The following is a 19,599-nucleotide window of genomic DNA, read 5'->3' on the forward strand; positions in this document are numbered from 1 at the left end:
ACTGAATATTCAGTAACTTTTTATTATCATTTTATAGAAAACACTTTTATAAGATAGCTGTTTTTCCTATGCTATTCGTGTACTCTTTACTTGTTACGATATCTATAAAATTCCAATCAGTTTTTATTGAACCTGAGGTAACCGTCAACTTCATAAATCCTCTTTGAGAGAGATTGCCATACTGCAAATCGTCTATTAACAACTTTAATGCCTCTTCTAGTTCTGTTGCCGAAGCTCCTAGATATTTTTCTAATCCGGGAGAAGACACTGAACTTGTAGCTACTTCAACACCAACTTTTTCTCCAGAATTATTAGTTAAATTACTATACCAAGCATTATGAGTATCTCCGGCCAATACTACTACATTCTTATTTTTAAAACTTTCTAAAACTCGCTCTCTTTCCATAAAATATCCATCCCAAGCATCTAAGTTATATGGTAAAACCGTTTCTATTCTTGCTTTCTCTTCTGCTGTTAACATAGGATCGTTTTGTAAAGCTCTTGTTTTAATGGTTACCAACTCTGTAATAGAAGTTTTAAGCAAATTAAAAGTTTCTTCACTTGCTGATCCTGTAGCAGATACTTCTGCCAATAGTTTTGCTAAAAGTGTTAGTAATTCAGCAGGAATTAACATTTTTCCCATTAAAACTTGCTGTCCTATAATTTGCCATGTATTATTGCTAGCCGCTAGTTCACTTTCTAACCACCCTAATTGGGTAGTTCCTAAAAGTGTACGTTGTGAGTTTAACCATGCTTGTTGAAAAGCCGCTGCATCAAACTCCCCTTTTTCATTATAAAATGCTGAATATTCTAACTGCTTATCTCTTCCAACAATACGCGTATCTAGCATAATTAAATCTACCAAACTTCCAATTTTCAAGTTTCTATAAATAATAGAATTATCAACAAGATTGGTCATGTTAGGTAAATATTCGCTGTATGCTTTTAATGCGCTTTGTTTTCGGGTAGTAAAACTTCCTTCTCCTTCTTGATGGTTTTCAGCTCCGTCTTTATAAGTATCGTTTGCTACCTCATGATCGTCCCAAACACAAATAAAAGGTTTAGTTCTATGCAATTCCTTTAATTGTTCATCTGAACGATATTGACGATAACGAGTACGATAATCTTCTAATGAAATGATTTCACCCTCTGGTTCAGGTGATCTAAACGAACCATAACTATTTTCACCATATTCGTAAATATAATCTCCTAGATGAACAACAACATCTGCATCTGACTTTTTAATTTCTTCATACACGTTAAAATACCCATAAGCAAAGTTTGCACATGAAGCTACAGCCAGTTTTACTTCGTTGATTGATTCGCTAAACGTAAGTGTTTCACCTATAGGAGAAGTTGCTTTAGCATTAACATTTACAAAACGGTAGTATAGTTTTTGTCCTGCTTCTAAGTCTTTAATTTCAACAGCTACGGTAAAGTCTCTTGAAGCATCGGTAGTTACTTCTGCTTGACGAACAACGTCTTTGAAATTTTTGTCTTTCGCTATTTGCCAAACTAAGGTTGCAGAAGATTTATTTGTAGTATAACGTGTCCAAATGATAACTTGTGAATTTGTAGGATCGAAACTAGCAACTCCTTGCTCAAAGTTTTTCTCTGCTAAGTTACTTGGTATAGGTAATTCATCGATATCGTCATCTTTACAACTGATAAAATTAGGCGCTAAAAGTATACCTCCAGTTGCTAATAATGAGTTTCTTAAAAAGCTTCTTCTTTTAATATTAGTTTTCATTAGTAAGGGTCATTTAATTTTCCTGCATAAGTACTATTTCAACTTTGCTTTAACGTTAACTAACCTTTACCAAATAAATGAAGTTACTACCAGCCTCCTGTGGCTCCACCACCACCAAAGCCTCCGCCTCCGAAACCTCCGCCGAAGCCGCCTCCGCCACCAAAGCCTCCTGATGATCCTCCACCAAAACCGCCTCTTCCTGCGTTGCTTAAAATAATAGTTTCTAAAATCCCTCTTGCTACATCCGATTTTCTGTAGCCTCTTCCTCCTCCACGGTTTCCTTTACTTCCGCTTGAGATAATAATAAAAAATACTACCAGAATAATGATAAAGATAATAAAGCTAAAGTCTGTTTTTTTAGATTGTTTTCTAGAGCCTTTGTATTCACCACTCATTACCTTAAAAATAGCATCTACTCCACTGTTTAACCCAGCATAATAGTCACCTTGTTTAAAATAAGGAATAATGTCGTACTCTATAATTTGTCGAGAAACATAATCAGTTAATAAGTGTTCGGTTCCATAACCTGTTCGTATAGTTACTTTACGGTCATCTTTAGCCAACAACATAAACACTCCATTATCTTTCTCTTTACTTCCTCCTATTCCCCATTTGTGTGCCCAATTGGTAGCCAAATATCCTATTTCTTCTCCTTCAGTTGAGCTTATAATTGCTACTACTACTTGTGTTGAAGTGGTATCAGCATATTTAATTAGCTTATTTTCTAAGCTTTTCTTTTGATTAGGTGATAAAAGATTGATATAATCGTAAACACTTGTTTGAAACTTAGGTGTCTCAGGAATTTCAAATCCTTGTGAGAAAAGAGTTTGCACACAAAAACATGCAACAAGAAAAAGAATAACTTTTAAGTTATATAACTTGTTTATTACTCTATACGATAGCCCTATATTTTTTACCATACTCTTTCTTTCTACAAAGTCCTTACCCTTTAGACACTTCATTACTTAATTCATCTTCATTATCAACAGTCCACGGAAAGTGAGCTTGTAATTCTTTTCCTGCTTTCAAAACACCATCAATAATCCCTTGTTTAAAATCTCCTTTCTGAAATTGCTTTTGTATAACTTCTTTCGTTGTTTCCCAAAAATTTTCAGGAACTACTTTGTTAATCCCTTCATCTCCATAAATTACAAACTTATGGTCATCAACTGCTATATATAATAATACAGCATTACGTTGTTGGGTATTAAACATTTTAAGCATACGAAATACTTCTAATGCTCGGTCATAATGAGGGACATCTGTAGTTCTCTCAATATGTACTCGTATTTCACCAGAAGTATTTCGCTCTGCTTGTCTAATAGCTAGAACGATTTCCTCTTCTTCTTTAGCAGTAAGAAAATCTTTTATATCAGACATTTTTTAATTTTTGAAGTCAAAGCTTGCATCTGGAGCTTTTTCTGAACCTGGGTCAGCTTTATAACGTGCCATTTCAGTAAAACCAAACATACCTGCTAATAAATTTCCAGGAAACATTTTAATGTGTTTATTATAAATATTTACTGCTTCATTATAACGATCACGAGCTACATTAATTCTATTTTCAGTTCCTTCTAACTGACTTTGTAATTCTAGGAAGTTTTTGTTTGCTTTGATATCTGGGTAACGTTCTACAGATACTAATAACTTAGACAAAGCTCCACTCAATCCTGTTTGTGCTTGTTGAAATTGTGCCATTTTTTCTGGCGTTAAATCTCCTGCATTAATATTTACTGAAGTTGCTTTTGCTCTTGCATTAATTACGTCTGTTAAGGTACTTTTTTCAAAATCAGCAGCTCCTTGAACAGTTTTTACTAAATTACCTATTAAATCATTTCTTCTCTGGTAAGAACTTTCTACATTAGACCACGTTGTTTTTGCATCTTCTTGATATGTTATCCCTTTGTTATAGAATCCTTTTGCCCATGAATAAATTCCAAAACCTAGAACTCCTATAATAATTAAAGGCACTAACCATTTTTTCATAATTTTTGATTTTTGTAATTATAATTGATTTTTGATTTTTATTAATTCAGCTTTCACTGCTTCTAATCTACTAATAATTTCCTGATTGCTTACGACCTTTTCTGGATTTTTCTTTAGTCTTTGCTTTGCTCCATCTAAAGTAAAACCTCTTTCTTTTACCAGATTGTATATGATCTTGAAGTTTTTTACATCTTCTTGTGTAAACAAGCGATCTCCTTTCGCATTTTTTTTAGGATTGATAATTTCAAACTCTTTATCCCAAAATCGAATTAGAGAACTGTTCACTCCAAAAGCTTTGGCTACTTCTCCTATCTTATAATATCTTTTATCTGGTAAGTCTATATACATTTTTCACAGCTTCTATAAAGTTTAGTCATACGATTGACCTTTTTGTTGTGAAGCTTTTTGCATAGCTATAAATTCTTCAGGAGTTAAGTCTCCATAGTAATAGTAAATAGGATTTACCGGTCTACCATTCTTGTGTACTTCGTAGTGCAAATGCGGTGCAGCAGATCGCCCTGTGTTTCCTACATAACCTATTAAGTCACCACGTTTTACTTTTTGTCCTCTTTTAGCTAAAATTTTACTCATGTGAGCATAAATGGTTTCATAACCATATCCGTGATCTATATAAACCACTTTCCCAAAAGTAGAACTTCTATGTGCTTTTTTAACAATACCATTTCCTGATGCAAAGATTGGAGTCCCAGTTGGCGAGGTGAAATCCATTCCATTATGCATTCTCCATGATTTCAAAATAGGATGTAAACGCATACCATAACCTGATGCCATTCTTTTTAAATCTTGGTTTTTTACAGGTTGAATAGCTGGTATTGAGGCTAACATCTTTTCTTTTGCTTTTGCTAGCTCAACAATCTCATCTAACGATTTTGATTGTACAACCATTTGTTTTGATAAAATATCTAACTCTTTCGTTGCATTCTTTATCATACTACTATTATCAAAACCGTCTAAATGCTTATATCTATTCACTCCTCCAAACCCTGCTTTTCGTTGTTCTTCTGGTATTGGACTTGCTTCAAAATAAGTTCTATAAATATTATTATCTCTTTCTTGTAACTCTGCTAGAACTTCGGAACTCTCTTTCATTTTTTTAGTAAGCAGTTCATAGTGTAGTTTTAAATTTTCTAGTTCTCTTTTTTGTGTTCGTTCTTTAGGAGACATCAAAAACTGACTAAATCCTATAAAACCAAAAAAGGCAATTAATAAAACACTTAATAGCCCCAAAAAAGTTTTCTTATACTTTTCACCTCTTTTTACTTCTATCTTTCTATACGATAAAGTCTCTGGGTCGTAATAATATTTTACTTTTGCCATAATGCTAAATGTACTATTTTTGTGCTTTTTAAATTAAGCATCCTTAAGGGGATGTACAATTTGGAAACTCACAAATTTACAAAATCTTTTAAAACTTCTTTTTACAAGCAGTTTTTTAAATATTTTTTAACAAAAATCAGATACCTAGAGTTGTATGAAATCTCAAGATATTAGAACTAAATTTTTAGATTTTTTTAAATCAAAACAACACGATATTGTTCCGTCTGCACCTATGGTGTTAAAGAACGACCCTACTTTGATGTTTACCAACTCTGGTATGGCACCTTTTAAAGAATATTTCTTAGGTAATGCCACTCCAAAAAATAATCGAATTGCCGATTCTCAAAAATGTTTACGTGTTTCAGGTAAGCACAACGACTTAGAAGAAGTTGGTTACGATACCTACCACCATACTATGTTTGAAATGCTAGGTAACTGGAGTTTTGGTGATTACTTTAAGAAAGAAGCTATTGCTTGGGCTTGGGAATTATTGACCGAAGTTTATAAGATAGATAAGGATATTTTATATGTAACCGTGTTTGAAGGTGATGAGAAAGACGGTACAAAAATGGATCAAGAAGCCTACGATATTTGGAAACAATACATTTCTGAAGATCGTATCTTAATGGGTAATAAAAAAGATAATTTTTGGGAAATGGGAGAGCAAGGTCCTTGTGGTCCATGTTCAGAAATTCATGTAGATATTCGTTCTGCAGAAGAAAAAGCAAAAATCGATGGTAAATCATTAGTAAATGAGGATCATCCTCAAGTTGTTGAAATCTGGAACTTAGTTTTTATGCAATACAATCGTAAAGCTGACGGGTCTTTAGCTGGACTTCCTGCAAAGCATATCGATACAGGAATGGGATTTGAACGTTTGTGTATGGTGTTGCAAGGAGTTCAATCAAACTATGATACAGATGTATTTACTCCGTTAATTCGAGAAATTGAAACAATTACGGGTGTTGGGTATGGTAAAGATGAAAAAGTTGATATTGCTATTCGTGTAATTGCCGACCATGTTCGTGCAGTTGCTTTCGCTATTGCTGATGGACAGCTACCAAGTAATAATGGTGCAGGGTATGTAATTCGTAGAATTTTACGTCGTGCTATCCGTTACGGTTTCACTTTCTTAAATAAGAAGGAGCCCTTTATTTATAAATTAGCTGAGACTTTAGCTCATCAGATGGGGAACGCTTTTCCTGAAATTAGAAAGCAAGACAACCTAGTTCATAATGTAATTAAAGAAGAAGAAGCTTCTTTCTTACGTACGTTAGATCAAGGTTTATTATTGTTAGATAAAGTTATTGAAGAAACCTCGGGTAAAACAGTATCAGGAGCTAAAGCTTTTGAACTGTACGATACTTATGGCTTCCCTTTAGACTTAACACAGTTAATTGCTCGTGAAAAAGGATACGATATTAACGAGGAAGAATTCAATATGGGAATGAAAGCTCAAAAAGATCGTTCGCGTGCAGCATCTGCAAGTGAAACCTCTGATTGGGTTATTTTATTAGATGATGAAGTTGAAGAATTTGTTGGATATGACACCTTAAGTGTTGATGTTCGATTAACGAGATATAGAAAAGTTACCACTAAAAAAGACGGTGATCAATACCAGTTGGTATTCAATATGACTCCTTTCTATCCAGAAGGTGGTGGACAAGTTGGTGACCGAGGATACATAGAAACTCCTAATGGAGATGTTATTTATGTAATCGACACTAAAAAAGAGAATAATGTAATTATTCATTTCACAAAAAACTTACCTAAAAACTTAAACGACACGTTTAAAGCTGTTGTAAATGATGAACACAGACGTTTATCTGCCAGTAATCACTCTGCTACTCACTTATTACACCAAGCTTTACGAACTATTTTAGGTGACCATGTAGAACAAAAAGGTTCTTTAGTTAGCCCTGATTATTTACGTTTCGATTTTTCTCATTTTTCAAAAGTTGATAAAGATCAATTACAAGAAATAGAAGAGTTCGTAAATGCTCGTATTCGTGAAAATCTTCCTCTAGAAGAAAAACGTAACATTCCAATGCAACAAGCTATTGACGAAGGCGCTATTGCTTTATTTGGTGAAAAATACGAAGACAGTGTTCGTGCAATTCGTTTTGGACAATCTATGGAATTATGTGGAGGAACTCACGTACCTCAAACAGGTGATATTTGGTATTTTAAAATTAAATCAGAAGGAGCTGTTGCCGCTGGTATTCGTCGTATCGAAGCAATTACCAATGTTGCTGTTGGAGAATACTTTGAAGATGTTGAGCGCAATTACGATGCTGTAAAGCAGTTATTAAAAAACCCTAAAGACATAGCGAAATCTGTAAGTGGTTTACAAGATGAAAATGCAGCTTTAAAAAAGCAGATTGAGCAATTATTAAAAGACAAAGCTAAAAACATGAAAGGCGATCTTAAAAACCAGCTTCAAGAAGTAAACGGAGTTCAGTTTTTAGCAACAAAAGTAGATTTAGACCCAAATAGCATTAAAGACTTAATGTTTGAATTAGGAGGAGAAATTAACAATTTATTCTTGTTATTTGCTACTGCTCCTTCCACAGACAAAGCTATGCTAACTTGTTATATATCTAAAGATTTAGCTAATGAAAAAGGCTACGATGCTGGAAAAGTAGTTAGAGAATTAGGAAAATTAATCCACGGTGGTGGTGGTGGACAAAACTTCTTTGCTACTGCTGGTGGTAAAAATCCTGGAGGAATTCCTAAAGCATTAGAAAGAGCAAAAGATTATATCGCTTAACATATACTAAAAAGGTTCAGAAAATTCTGAACCTTTTTTTATTGTAACGCTTTTTTGTAAATATCTATCGCACGCTCTCTGGCAAACTTATGCTCTACCATAGGTTGCGGATATGTTAATTCATCAAAATCTTTCACCCATTTTTTTACATATCGCAAGTCTTTGTCGAACTTCTTGAGTTGTTCTGTCGGATTAAACACTCTAAAATATGGTGCAGCATCGCAACCTGTACCGGCTGCCCACTGCCAATTTCCATTATTTGCTGACAGATCATAGTCCAACAGTTTTTCTGCGAAATACGCTTCTCCCCAACGCCAATCAATGAGCAAATGTTTACATAGAAACCCCGCAGTAATCATTCGTACTCTGTTGTGCATATATCCTGTTTCATTCAACTCTCGCATCCCCGCATCTACCATAGGGTATCCTGTTTTTCCTTCACACCATTTTTGAAATTCCTCTTCGTTATTTCTCCAAGGAACAACATCATATTTTTGCTTAAAATTCCGAGTAACTACCTTAGGAAAATGATATAGAATTTGCATAAAAAACTCACGCCAAATCAATTCACTCAAAAAAGTGGTATTGGTTTTTAAAGCAAAACGAACCATTTTTCGAATACTTACCAACCCAAACCGTAAATAAGGAGACAAATACGACGTTTTATCTTGAGAAGGAAAATCTCTCACCTCATCATATACTTCTATATTTGATAAATTATAAGGTTTCACTCTAATGGCACTTTTTTCAAAACCTATTGAAGATAACAAAGGAACCTCTGAAGAAAACGGATAAAAACCATCAAAATTTATTGTAAATTCTTGTGTATCTTCTTCTTTTGAAAAGTTTTGTAACCACTTGTTTTTATAAGGTGTAAAAACGGTATACGGACTGTTATCAGCTTTTAAGACTTCGCTTTCTTCAAAAATTACTTGATCTTTAAAAGCTTTAAATATTATTCTTTTTGAGTCTAAAAAACTTGCAGCTTCTCTATCCCTTTTAATTGCATAAGGCTCATAATCTTTATTCGTATAAACTGCCTCTATATCATATTCTTCTACAAGCTTTTTCCAAACCTCAAGTGGCTTTCCTTTTTTAACAAGTAAAGAAGATGAAGCCTTTTTTAAAGCTTCATCCAATTCTTTTAAGGTTTGATGTATAAAAGTTACTCTGGCATCATTTTTAGGTAATTTATCTAATATTTCCTCATCAAAAATAAAAACTGGAATTACTTTATTGCCAGATTTTAGCGCTTCAAACAAACCTCTATTGTCCTCCAACCGTAAATCTCTACGAAACCAAAAAAATGTAACTTTAGACATTATTGAATAGCTCTTCTAGTGTTTGATAACGATACTCAAATATTGTTTTCAATTGTTTTTTAATAAAAATCACCTGTGCTAAATGACCTAAAAAACCGAAAGGTATTTTGTATGAAATTTTATCTTTCATCAAAGTTTTTCCTTCTGCCAATTCATCAAACCAATGTTCGTGATGCCACATTTTATAAGGACCAAAACGCTGTTCATCTATAAAAAACTCTTTATTTTTTACTTGAGTAATTTCTGTCACCCAGTTTGACTTTACCCCAGGAAGAATTCCTACTTTATACGTTATAATTTGCCCTGCATATGCTTTCTTATCAACTTTAGAAGTCATTTGAAAACTCATATGAGGAGGAGTTATTTTTTGCAAGTTTTCAGGAGAACTAAAAAAATCCCATGCTTGCTTTAACGGAACATTAAGTACCAGCTCCGTTTCGAGTGTATAGATGCCTGAATGCTCATAAAAATGAATCATCTACATTATAACAACTTAGTAATTTTCTTACTAGTAGGTTTTGTAATTGAGTAAAACACATCAATTAATCTACCTTCTTCATCAACTAAGTATTTTTGAAAATTCCACTTTACTGTAGAATTCATTTTTCCGTTTTTCTCTTTTTGAGTTAACCATTGGTATAGCGGATGTTGCCCCTCTCCTTTTACTTCTATTTTCTCTGTCATTGGAAAGTCTACTCCATAGTTTAAACTACAAAACGATTGTATTTCTTTTAAGGTACCTGGTTCTTGCTCTCCAAATTGATTACATGGTAACCCTATTACAACCAACTTATCTTTGTGTTTTGAATACAATTCTTGTAATCCTTCATATTGCTTTGTAAATCCGCATTTCGAAGCTACATTTACAAACAATATTTTTTTCCCTTTAAATTGGTGAAGGTCTAAATTTTCTCCATCAATGCCATTTATTGAAATCTCATACAACGACTCTTTTGGAGTAATTGTTTGTGCTTTTCCTGAAAAACTAAATAATGCCATTATCAAAAATATTTTAAGTGTTCTCATTAATATTACTATTGTTTATTTATTATAATTTTATGTATAAAAATATGCATTTAATTTCATAATTACTCCTTTATTAAATGATTAATCATTCCTTTAAACACGAATGCGTGAAAGGGTAAAACAGCATACCAATACATTCTTCCCCAAATTCCTTTGGGTCTAAAAACTGCTCTTTGATATAGTTTGTCTTTTACTATTTCAAACTCTAACCACGCCTCTCCGGGCAGTTTCATTTCTGCAAACAAAATCAACCTTTTATTTTTTTTATCTGCTAACAATACTCTCCAAAAATCGAGTGGATCTCCTGGTTCTAATTCTGTGGGATGTCTTCGTCCTCTTCGTAATCCAACTCCACCGAAAAGCTTATCTACGTACCCTCTTACCTTCCAAAGAAAATTAAACTTGTACCACCCAGTTTTTCCTCCTATACTCCAAATTTTATGTAATGTATTTGCTTCATTTTGTATTCCTCTAACTCTAATATCTTTAAAGCATCCGTATTGAGGTATTTGAATATGTTTTGCTAATTGATCATTAAATACTCCGCTACTCATAGCATCTTTCCAGCTAGAAATCACTTCATTTTGCTCTATTTTCTGAAATGCTAATGATACCGCTTCTTTATAAGCTATAGGCTCCACATTAAGTAGTTTATTGATATTACTTTGTTTTGCTATTACCTCAACTTTCATACTATCCACTAAAGCTTGTGCTAAATTAAAAGAGGTTGATGTCACAAAATACAACCAATAGGAAGATAATCTTGGTGTTAAAACTGGAAGTGTATAAATATGTCTTTTAAAACCTCTTACCTCAGCGAACTGTAACAACATTTCTTTATAGCTTAATATTTCAGGTCCGCAGATATCAAAAGATTTGTTATGAGTTTCTTTAACTTGTAAACTATTTTCTAAAAAAGCTAAAACATCTCTAACTGCAATAGGTTGTGTTTTCGTTTTTAACCATTTAGGAGTCACCATTACAGGAAGCTTTTCTACAATATCTCTTATAATTTCAAAAGAAGCACTTCCGCTTCCTACTATAATTCCTGCTCTAAAAGTCGTTAATGCATAACTGTTTGATTGTAGCTTTTTTTCTACTTCGTATCTCGACTGTAAATGTTTGGATAATGAGTTGTCATTTACAATTCCACTTAAGTATATAACTTGTTCACAGTTGGTTGGTTCTATCAAACTTTTAAAGTTCTCTGCACAAGTTAACTCTAAGTTTTCAAAATTTTCTGAAGTCGTAGACATCGAATGTATTAAATAGTAAGCTACATCGATATCTTTTGGAAAATTCGTATTTTCTGTATTTAAAAAATCAACTTTTATAAAAGTAACATTCGGATTGTTTTCAAACTCATCTGGTATTCTATCTAAATCACGGACGCAACAAACTAATTGATGCTTACTTTCTAACAACCTAACAATTAATCGTTTTCCTATATAACCTGTAGTACCTGTAATTAAGATTTTCATTCCTTTGGACTTTGATATAGTGAAGACTTATAACCTCTTCATCAATTATTAAATACGATATAAGCATTTAAACTCACTGCAATGGTCATCCATATTAAATACGGAAGTATAAATAAGGTATACCTCTTTATTTTTTTCAAATATTCAAAAGTGAAATAACCAATAAGCAACCATAATAAAACGATTACGACTAAACCTAGTTTTGTTAAATGTTGATTAAAGAAAATATAATTCCAGCTTACGTTTAAAACCCACTGATCTATATATAAAATGAGCACTTTTCTATTTAAAAACTCATACTGAAAACTCACTTTTGTCATGTATACAGAAAACAAAACCATAATGGTTGTCCAAGCCACTCCAAAAACCCAACCTGCTGGTGTCCATGGAGCTTTATTTAAAGACAAATACCAATCTGTCCTTGGCTCTTCATTCATTAACCAAGCCCCAATAGCTAAAGCCGAAAAATTAGCGATTAGGAATATTAAAAATCGTATGTATTTATTTTCTTTCAAGTTTTTTATTTTTTAAGAAATTGAAGATTAACTGTATTGAAAACAACAGGGTAAATGCATAAAAAATATCTTCAAAAGGTATAGTGAAGATTCTAAAATCTAAATTCTCTGCGTTATTGTACCAAACCACTGGTTCATCTATAAAACTTCCTGTTAAAATTCCATTGACAATTAAAAAAGGAATTAATATCACTAAGAAACTAGGATAATATTCTTGCAATGTGCTTAAGTGATTCTTTAACGCATAGCCTAACAATAATAAAAATAGTATAAAATTTACAGTAGTATACCACTTTCCGAAGTTAAAAATCAATAACAAAACAACTAGTACAATTAGTGAAAAACTGAGAAGTACCGTTACTGACTTTGACAACTTAAATTTCGGAAATAAAAACTTCAACGCTTCATGTGTAAATAAGCACGAGTAAGGAATACAGAAGAAGAACATCCATTCTTCCATTGGCATATACAATAGCTTTAATGATAAATGATAGTCTGGATTAAATCCCCATACTCCCATTTGCGTAAACCAACTGTCCCAGATTAAAAAAAACAAGGCAACTAACAAAATACTAAGTGCAGCTTGTTTGAAATATTGTATAAAGTGTAGTTTCTTTTCAAAAACACTATACAATAGCGGAATACTTAAACTCCCTAGATTTAACATTAAATACAAATACTGACTCACTGTCTCTTATTAAAATATTTAAAAGGGACAAACAACATTCCGAAACATTCTCCGTCGTGTTTCCCCAAATGTTTGTGATGAATTTTATGTGCTTTTCTCAAGCCTTTTAAGTATTGGTTATTCGTTTTATCAAACCACTTAAATCTTCTGTGAATTAATACATCATGTACCAAGAAATAAGCAATACCATACAATAAAATACCCAGTCCTATAAAAAACATAAAGTTTAACTCTGGTCGAATCCCGAAGTAGAATAACAGAATACTAGGAATTGCAAAAACCACGAAAAAAGCATCATTTTTCTCAAAAACATGTGGATATCCTGGTTGATGATGATCTTCATGCAAAAACCAACCAAAACCGTGCATCACATATTTATGTGTGCACCAAGTAACTCCTTCCATAACAATAAACGTTAGTGTAGTTACTGCTATGTAATCTGCTATATTCATAATGATGTATTGTTAATTATATATGTATGTAAATAACTTACACTGTCTTTTTTTTGAAGCACTTTTTTTAAAAACTGTTTATCTTCTTTAATAGAAGATGTATAACCTAAAATACTAGGTGTATTTTCTTGTATTACCAATCGAACATACCTTAAGTGAACATTATTAGGGTTCTTTAAAATTAGTTCTTCTAACTGGTTTTTATTAGTGTTAAAGACTTTTAGTTTACTCCAAGGCATCGTTTTATATTTTGCCTGCTTCATTTGTAAGGAAACTACATAGGCTTGAACATTTATATCATTGATGTAATCATACTTCTGAATATACTGTTGCTCATCCTCTTGCCTTAACAAATCATGATATTCTTTAACAAACTCCGGAGTATTTGTAAAACCAGAGAACAACAATATTACAACATGCAACAAAAGATACTTCATTATATTAAATTTAGCTTATATTTTATATAACTTCTTGCCAATAGATTAATTTTCATTGGATTAGAAATTCGAATTCTAGTATCCATAATTTTTGTTGAAGGTGTATCTTTTAGTTTTTTTAATAGTTTTTTGTAATACCTATATGCCATATACACTCCGAATTTTGCTTCAACAGGTAACTTTAAAATTCCGTTTTTATAAGCAAAGTCAAAATCGTCTTCTATTTCTTTAATTATTGTGTTTTTTCCTTCTGCACTTAAGTCTCCAAAATTGATATTTGGAAAATAAGACCTATTCAATTCGTTAAAATCTTCTTTTAAGTCTCTTAAAAAGTTTACTTTTTGAAATGCTGATCCTAAACGCATTGCAGGCTCTTTCAACTCCTCATATTTTTGTTTATTTCCTTTTACAAAAACTTTCACACACATTAACCCTACAACATCTGCAGAACCATAGATGTAGGCATTATATTCCTCTGCAGTTGTATATTCTGTTTTGTACAAATCAGCTTTCATACTTTTTAAAAATGCTTGTACCAACTCATCGGAAATTTTATACTTGTTTACGGTGTGTATGAACGAATTTAAAATAGGGTTTAAGCTAATACCTCTATTCTTGGATTCGTAATAATCTCTTTCAAATTTTAATAGTAATTGCTCCTTATCATACTGATGAAAAGAATCTACTATTTCATCTGCAAAGCGTACAAAACCGTAAATATTATAAATATCTGTACGTATTTTTGGTGATAACATCTTCGTAGCTAACGAAAATGAAGTACTATATTTCTGAGTTACCAACTTACTACACGCGTAAGAAACCTCATCAAACAATTGTTTCATCTTTGTACGTTTTTAAAATTAAATCTGAAGCTATTTTCCCTGAAATTAAAGACGGAGGAACTCCTGGTCCTGGCACTGTTAATTGTCCTGTAAAGAATAAATTCTTTACTTTTTTACTTTTTATCTTAGGTCTTAAAAATGCTGTTTGTGTTAAAATATTAGCTAAACCGTAGGCATTTCCTTTGTATGAATTATACTCTTTCACAAAATCATTTACACAGAAGCTTTCTTTAAACAATACATATTCTTTTACTGATTGACCTGTTAACTTCTCTAATCTTTTGATTATTATATTGAAATAACGCTCCCTCAACTCTGGTGTATCTTCTATACCTGGTGCTAATGGGATCAAAAAAGTGGCTGCTTCTTTTCCTTTGGGCGTAAAAGAATCATCTGTTATAGAAGGAAAACTTGCATAAAACAATGGCTCTTTAGGCCAACTTGGTACATCATAAATAGTTTTAGCATGCACATCAAAATCTGTATCAAAAAATAAAGTATGATGACATACATTTTTTAACTTCTTATCAAAACCTACATAAAAGAGCAATGATGAAGGTGCAAATGTTTTTTTATCCCAATAACTTTCTGAATACTGTCTAAGATATTTAGGTAGTAAAGTTTCTGTATGATGATAATCTGCTCCACTTAACACTACATCAGATTCCATTAATTTTCCATCTACTGCAACCCCAATTGCTTCTCCTTTATCATTTACTATAATTTCTTCAACATTTGCATTGGTTTGAAATTCTACACCTAAGCTAGTAGCTAGAGTAGTCATAGCCTCTATAACTTTATACATTCCTCCTTTTGGATGCCATGTACCTAAACCAAAATCGGCATAATTCATAAAATTGTAAAAAGCTGGAGTGTTGCTTGGCTTTGCCCCTAAAAACAATACAGGAAATTCTAAAATCTGAATTAGCTTTTTACTCTTTATTTTTTTTCTCACTTCATGCCTAATGGTAGAAAAAAACTGAAATATCTTCCCCATAGTAATAGGAGTTATCAACTCTAAAGGAGAAATCCCTGGTTTATAAACCAAGTCATTTATAGAAACATCATAATTGTATTTTGCTGATTTTAAAAAAGATTGTAGGTGTTTCGAACTTCCTTTTTCTTCTTTTTCAAAAACCTCATAAATCTCATCTAATGCTCCTGGAATTATAATTGAATCTTTTTCTCCGAAGTACACTTCATAAGCAGGACTTAATCTTTCTAACTCGTAGTAATCCGAAGGCACCTTTCCAAAGTCTGCAAAAAACTTTTCAAAAACATCGGGCATCCAATACCATGTAGGACCAATATCAAAAGTAAAACCGTCTCTTAATAATTGTCTTGCTCTACCTCCAATCGTTGCGTTTTTTTCTAATACCACCACCTTATACCCCGCTTTAGCTAGATAGCAAGAAGCTGATAAAGATGAAAAACCCGAACCTATTATGTATACTTTTTTTTTCAATTTCTTTCTTATAAATATAATTAAATTAACTACAAACGAGAAACATTTCTCGTTTGTAGTCAACAACTTAACACCTTAATCAAGGCAAAAGAACACTATTTACTACATGAATTACCCCGTTCGTTCCTTGTATATCTGTTAAAGAAATTACAACAGACTGTCCTAAACTTGTATCTAATTTAGCTCCACTAGACAAATCAACTGTTACTATATTTCCATCGAACATTGTGATTTCTTGGTTATCACTTAATTCATCTGACTGCACATTTCCTCCTGCAAATACATGATACTTCAATACCGCTTCTAAAGTTGCTATCGGAATATCTGCTAACGAATTCCAAGAATCATTACTATCTAACAAAGCTTGAAAAGCATCGTTAGTAGGAGTAAAAACCGTATAAGGTCCGTTTTGATTTAATATGGAAACAAAATCTGTAGTATGACGATCATCTGTTAATGCTGCAACCAAAGAGGTAAAGCCACTATTGTTTAATGCTAAAGTCACTACATTAGTTGGTAACATTACTTTATCTATTGTATGTATAACTCCATTTGAAGCCATAATATCTGTTACAATCGGTTTTGAATCTCCATTAAACTCAACACCTCCAGTTACCTCAACTTGTAACGACAACATCTCATCATTTGGACCTGTAGACAGCGTATTTACATACGTATTGGATAAATCTGCCGCTTTTACTTCACCACTTATGACATGAAACAACAACACTGACTTTAATGTTTCAACTGGAATATCATCCAAAGAATTCCATGAGTCATTACTATCTAACAATGCTTGAAACGCTGCATTTGTAGGCGCAAAAACCGTAAAAGATCCTTCAGCCTGTAAAGCAGACACTAAATCAGCCTTTTGCAAAGCAGACACTAGGATACTTAGATTGGAATCTGCAACAGCTACATCAACTATAGTTTTAGCTTGCTCTATAATAGGATCATCATCGTCACTGCATGATGTAAATAGACCAAAACTTAAAAACACACTTAAAAAAAACATCAAAGTTAAATTCTTAGCTTTCATAATTATATACTCTTTAGTTAATGCTTACTCTTATTTTTTTATAGTCTACTTTTCAGCTTCGATAGACTTTGTTTATCCTTTTTAAATAATAATTAAACAAAATAAATCTCCTTAAAAAAATATGCTTTGAAAATCAAAACATTAGCCAAAGTTACATTTTTTGTTTAATAAAAACAAAAAAATATTAAACAAAAATAAATTTCCTAAAAAAATTAAAGTTTATTCAGAAATGCTTTTAAAGATGGATACACCTTGATAACTGCTTTAAAACTAACATCATCAACCGCCATAGCTTTTTTCCCAAAAGCGACTAACTCATGACCTGTACCTTCAAGTACTTCTTCAACCTTAGAAAAGTATTCCGTTATCTTATCCTCAAAAGGTTGTACAGTCATAGAAGTAACAAAACAAATCTTTGTTTTACTTTTAAAAAAGTAATCCAAATTATCAAGAGGCAAACTTTGCCCCAAATAAATTGTCTCATGCCCTCTTAAAATAAGCTCATAATTTAAGTACATCAATCCTAATTCATGAATTTCATTTTCAGGTAAAAACAACACATATGTAACATTAGAATTACTAACTAAGTATTCAAGCTTCTCAATATTAATTTGTATTTTCTGCACTATTAAGTTTGAAATAAAATGCTCATGTGCAGGCAACAAAGTATCTGTTTGCCACAACAAACCTACATGATCTAGAAAGGGCACAAAAACATCTTTAAACACCTCTCTGAAACTTTTTCTCTGCATCAACCTATTATAGGTCTTATTAAACAATGTTTTATCAAACTGGAACATTGCTAGCTTAAGAGAATTTACAGCCTCATCATTAACTGCCATCTTAAAAGCCAACTCTCTTGCTTTTAGAATAATTGTATCATCAGACATTTCAGCTATTTTAGAGATTTTGATGTTATTATTATTTAACAAAACAACATTTAATAGCTTTTGAAGATTCTCTGAAGAATAGTATCGAATATTAGTATCTGTTCTTTCAGGTGATAAAAGGTTGTAACGCTTCTCCCAAATACGAATCGTATGTGCTTTTATTCCTGAAATATTTTCAAGATCTTTTATTGTAAATATAGACTTTATATTGTTCAATACTTTTTAATTATAATTAAACAAATATACAAAAATGATTAAATTTAAACTTGACACTTATATTTCTGATCTTTTTATCGTTATTTTTGATATGAATTTCTCACATTCCACCTATGATTTTTCAAACGCAGATACCTCTAAAAAAACAACCACATCATCAAATTGACTACAATTCAAATTTGTTATTGTTAGGGTCTTGTTTTTCTGAAAACATAGGTAATAAGTTATCTTATTACAAATTTCAATCAGAGCAAAATCCCTTTGGTATATTATTCCACCCAAAAGCTATTGAACAATTAGTTACCAATAGTATTAATCAAAAAGAATATACGGAAGATGCTATTTTTTTTCACAATGAACGCTGGCATTGCTTCGAAACGCATTCAGTGCTTAGTTCACCCTCAAAAGAAGAATTACTTAACAATTTAAACAACAATATCAAATCAACTTTTAAGCAACTTAAAAATGCTTCACATGTAATTATTACTTTAGGAACAGCTTGGGTGTATCGTGAAATCGCAACAGATACTTTTGTTGCGAATTGTCATAAAATTCCGCAGAAAAAATTCTTAAAAGAACTGTTAAGTATCGATGAAATTTTAGAAAGTTTAGAAGCTATCAACTCTTTAGTTCAATCAATAAACAAAGATGCTTCTATAATTTACACCGTTTCTCCAGTACGTCATATCAAAGATGGCTTTATTGAAAATCAACGTAGTAAAGCACATTTACTTTCAGCTATTCATCAAGTGGTTGAACCTCGCAAAAAAGTATATTATTTCCCCTCTTATGAAATCATGATGGACGAATTGCGTGATTATCGTTTTTACGCTGAGGATATGATTCACCCTAACCAAACTGCTATTAACTATATCTGTGACAAATTTTCTGATGTATGGTTTACCGAAGACACTCTTAAAGTGATGAAAGAAGTTGAAACCATTCAAAAAGGATTAACTCATAAACCATTCAATCCAAATTCAGAGGCACACCAACTATTTTTAGAAAAATTACAACAAAAAAAGGAAACACTTTTGCAAGCATTTCCTTTTATGAATTTTTAGTTCTTTATTATTTAACTAGATACTGATCTACATTTTGCCATGGACCACCATTAATTACATCAATACCATGGTTTTGTAAAAATTGAGTTGCTTGACCGCTTCTACCACCACTTTTACAAACCGCGATCACAGGTTTATTCCATGATTTGATTTCATCTACATTTAAAGGAATTGTTGTCAATACAATATGCTTTGCTCCTTCACTATGCCCTTCATTCCATTCTGCTAAAGTTCTAACATCTAACACTACCGCTCCTTTAGCTAAATATTCTTGTATTTCGTTACTCATATTTTTTCTTCTAAATAAATTAAATAATC

21 protein-coding genes are annotated in these 19,599 nt (G+C 32.1%); 2 read left to right on the plus strand and 19 right to left on the minus strand.

Features of this window, described 5'->3' with window-relative positions; all coding sequences use genetic code 11:
* Window positions 1-46 precede the first annotated feature (46 nt).
* From DFQ07_RS14280 to DFQ07_RS14305, 6 genes are all read right to left on the minus strand, one after another.
* On the minus strand, window positions 47-1,750 hold the full coding sequence (locus DFQ07_RS14280; protein WP_133537932.1) for an alkaline phosphatase D family protein: 1,704 nt from the start codon (window positions 1,748-1,750) through the stop codon (window positions 47-49).
* Between the two features lie 86 nt (window positions 1,751-1,836).
* On the minus strand, window positions 1,837-2,712 hold the full coding sequence (locus DFQ07_RS14285; RefSeq protein WP_133537933.1) for a TPM domain-containing protein: 876 nt from the start codon (window positions 2,710-2,712) through the stop codon (window positions 1,837-1,839).
* Complete coding sequence (locus DFQ07_RS14290; RefSeq protein ID WP_133537934.1) at window positions 2,693-3,130, minus strand: TPM domain-containing protein; 438 nt, start codon at window positions 3,128-3,130, stop codon at window positions 2,693-2,695. The genes DFQ07_RS14285 and DFQ07_RS14290 overlap by 20 nt, the downstream gene beginning before the upstream one ends.
* Before the next feature lie 3 nt (window positions 3,131-3,133).
* Window positions 3,134-3,736: a LemA family protein gene (locus DFQ07_RS14295; RefSeq protein WP_133537935.1), complete on the minus strand. Its 603-nt coding sequence runs from the start codon at window positions 3,734-3,736 to the stop codon at window positions 3,134-3,136.
* Between the two features lie 18 nt (window positions 3,737-3,754).
* Window positions 3,755-4,084, minus strand: a complete 330-nt coding sequence (locus tag DFQ07_RS14300) for a MerR family transcriptional regulator (RefSeq protein WP_133537936.1) — start codon at window positions 4,082-4,084, stop codon at window positions 3,755-3,757.
* 21 nt (window positions 4,085-4,105) lie between these two features.
* Entirely contained in the window at window positions 4,106-5,074 is a 969-nt protein-coding gene (locus tag DFQ07_RS14305; protein WP_133537937.1) for a M23 family metallopeptidase, read from the minus strand.
* Window positions 5,075-5,228: 154 nt separating this feature from the next.
* Here DFQ07_RS14305 and alaS point away from each other — a divergent pair, with 154 nt between their 5' ends.
* The gene (gene alaS, locus DFQ07_RS14310; protein ID WP_133537938.1) at window positions 5,229-7,844 is read left to right on the plus strand and encodes an alanine--tRNA ligase; all 2,616 of its coding nucleotides are present in this window, start codon (window positions 5,229-5,231) and stop codon (window positions 7,842-7,844) included.
* A gap of 38 nt (window positions 7,845-7,882) precedes the next feature.
* Here alaS and DFQ07_RS14315 read toward each other — a convergent pair whose 3' ends face one another.
* From DFQ07_RS14315 to DFQ07_RS14370, 12 genes are all read right to left on the minus strand, one after another.
* On the minus strand, window positions 7,883-9,166 hold the full coding sequence (locus tag DFQ07_RS14315) for a cryptochrome/photolyase family protein (protein ID WP_133537939.1): 1,284 nt from the start codon (window positions 9,164-9,166) through the stop codon (window positions 7,883-7,885).
* Window positions 9,159-9,644, minus strand: a complete 486-nt coding sequence (locus DFQ07_RS14320; protein ID WP_133537940.1) for an SRPBCC family protein — start codon at window positions 9,642-9,644, stop codon at window positions 9,159-9,161. Before DFQ07_RS14320 ends, DFQ07_RS14315 begins: the two co-directional genes overlap by 8 nt.
* Window positions 9,645-9,649: 5 nt before the next feature.
* Window positions 9,650-10,165: a glutathione peroxidase gene (locus DFQ07_RS14325; RefSeq protein ID WP_243743995.1), complete on the minus strand. Its 516-nt coding sequence runs from the start codon at window positions 10,163-10,165 to the stop codon at window positions 9,650-9,652.
* 89 nt (window positions 10,166-10,254) lie between these two features.
* On the minus strand, window positions 10,255-11,673 hold the full coding sequence (locus DFQ07_RS14330) for an SDR family oxidoreductase (RefSeq protein ID WP_133537942.1): 1,419 nt from the start codon (window positions 11,671-11,673) through the stop codon (window positions 10,255-10,257).
* Between the two features lie 41 nt (window positions 11,674-11,714).
* Window positions 11,715-12,188 carry a TspO/MBR family protein gene (locus tag DFQ07_RS14335; protein ID WP_133537943.1) on the minus strand — a complete coding sequence of 158 codons (474 nt, stop codon included), beginning with the start codon at window positions 12,186-12,188 and terminating at the stop codon, window positions 11,715-11,717.
* Complete coding sequence (locus tag DFQ07_RS14340) at window positions 12,175-12,855, minus strand: lycopene cyclase domain-containing protein (RefSeq protein ID WP_133537944.1); 681 nt, start codon at window positions 12,853-12,855, stop codon at window positions 12,175-12,177. Before DFQ07_RS14340 ends, DFQ07_RS14335 begins: the two co-directional genes overlap by 14 nt.
* A gap of 17 nt (window positions 12,856-12,872) precedes the next feature.
* Window positions 12,873-13,328, minus strand: coding sequence for a sterol desaturase family protein (locus DFQ07_RS14345; RefSeq protein WP_208107707.1), 456 nt, complete (start codon window positions 13,326-13,328; stop codon window positions 12,873-12,875).
* A complete protein-coding gene (locus DFQ07_RS14350) occupies window positions 13,325-13,765 on the minus strand; it encodes a hypothetical protein (RefSeq protein WP_133537946.1) in 441 nt (146 codons plus the stop codon). The genes DFQ07_RS14345 and DFQ07_RS14350 overlap by 4 nt, the downstream gene beginning before the upstream one ends.
* Window positions 13,765-14,607 carry a phytoene/squalene synthase family protein gene (locus tag DFQ07_RS14355; RefSeq protein ID WP_133537947.1) on the minus strand — a complete coding sequence of 281 codons (843 nt, stop codon included), beginning with the start codon at window positions 14,605-14,607 and terminating at the stop codon, window positions 13,765-13,767. Before DFQ07_RS14355 ends, DFQ07_RS14350 begins: the two co-directional genes overlap by 1 nt.
* On the minus strand, window positions 14,591-16,072 hold the full coding sequence (locus DFQ07_RS14360; protein WP_133537948.1) for a phytoene desaturase family protein: 1,482 nt from the start codon (window positions 16,070-16,072) through the stop codon (window positions 14,591-14,593). The genes DFQ07_RS14355 and DFQ07_RS14360 overlap by 17 nt, the downstream gene beginning before the upstream one ends.
* 79 nt (window positions 16,073-16,151) lie before the next feature.
* Window positions 16,152-17,111, minus strand: a complete 960-nt coding sequence (locus tag DFQ07_RS14365; RefSeq protein WP_133537949.1) for a fasciclin domain-containing protein — start codon at window positions 17,109-17,111, stop codon at window positions 16,152-16,154.
* A gap of 212 nt (window positions 17,112-17,323) precedes the next feature.
* Window positions 17,324-18,217, minus strand: coding sequence for a MerR family transcriptional regulator (locus DFQ07_RS14370; protein ID WP_133537950.1), 894 nt, complete (start codon window positions 18,215-18,217; stop codon window positions 17,324-17,326).
* Window positions 18,218-18,330: 113 nt separating this feature from the next.
* Between DFQ07_RS14370 and DFQ07_RS14375 the strand changes: the two genes are divergently transcribed.
* A complete protein-coding gene (locus tag DFQ07_RS14375; RefSeq protein ID WP_133537951.1) occupies window positions 18,331-19,281 on the plus strand; it encodes a GSCFA domain-containing protein in 951 nt (316 codons plus the stop codon).
* Window positions 19,282-19,288: 7 nt separating this feature from the next.
* On the opposite strand, the gene DFQ07_RS14380 is transcribed toward DFQ07_RS14375, so the two are convergent.
* Window positions 19,289-19,570, minus strand: a complete 282-nt coding sequence (locus DFQ07_RS14380) for a rhodanese-like domain-containing protein (RefSeq protein ID WP_133537952.1) — start codon at window positions 19,568-19,570, stop codon at window positions 19,289-19,291.
* Window positions 19,571-19,599 lie beyond the last annotated feature (29 nt).

The sequence above is a fragment of the Tenacibaculum caenipelagi genome (assembly GCF_004363005.1).
Classification (GTDB): domain Bacteria; phylum Bacteroidota; class Bacteroidia; order Flavobacteriales; family Flavobacteriaceae; genus Polaribacter; species Polaribacter caenipelagi.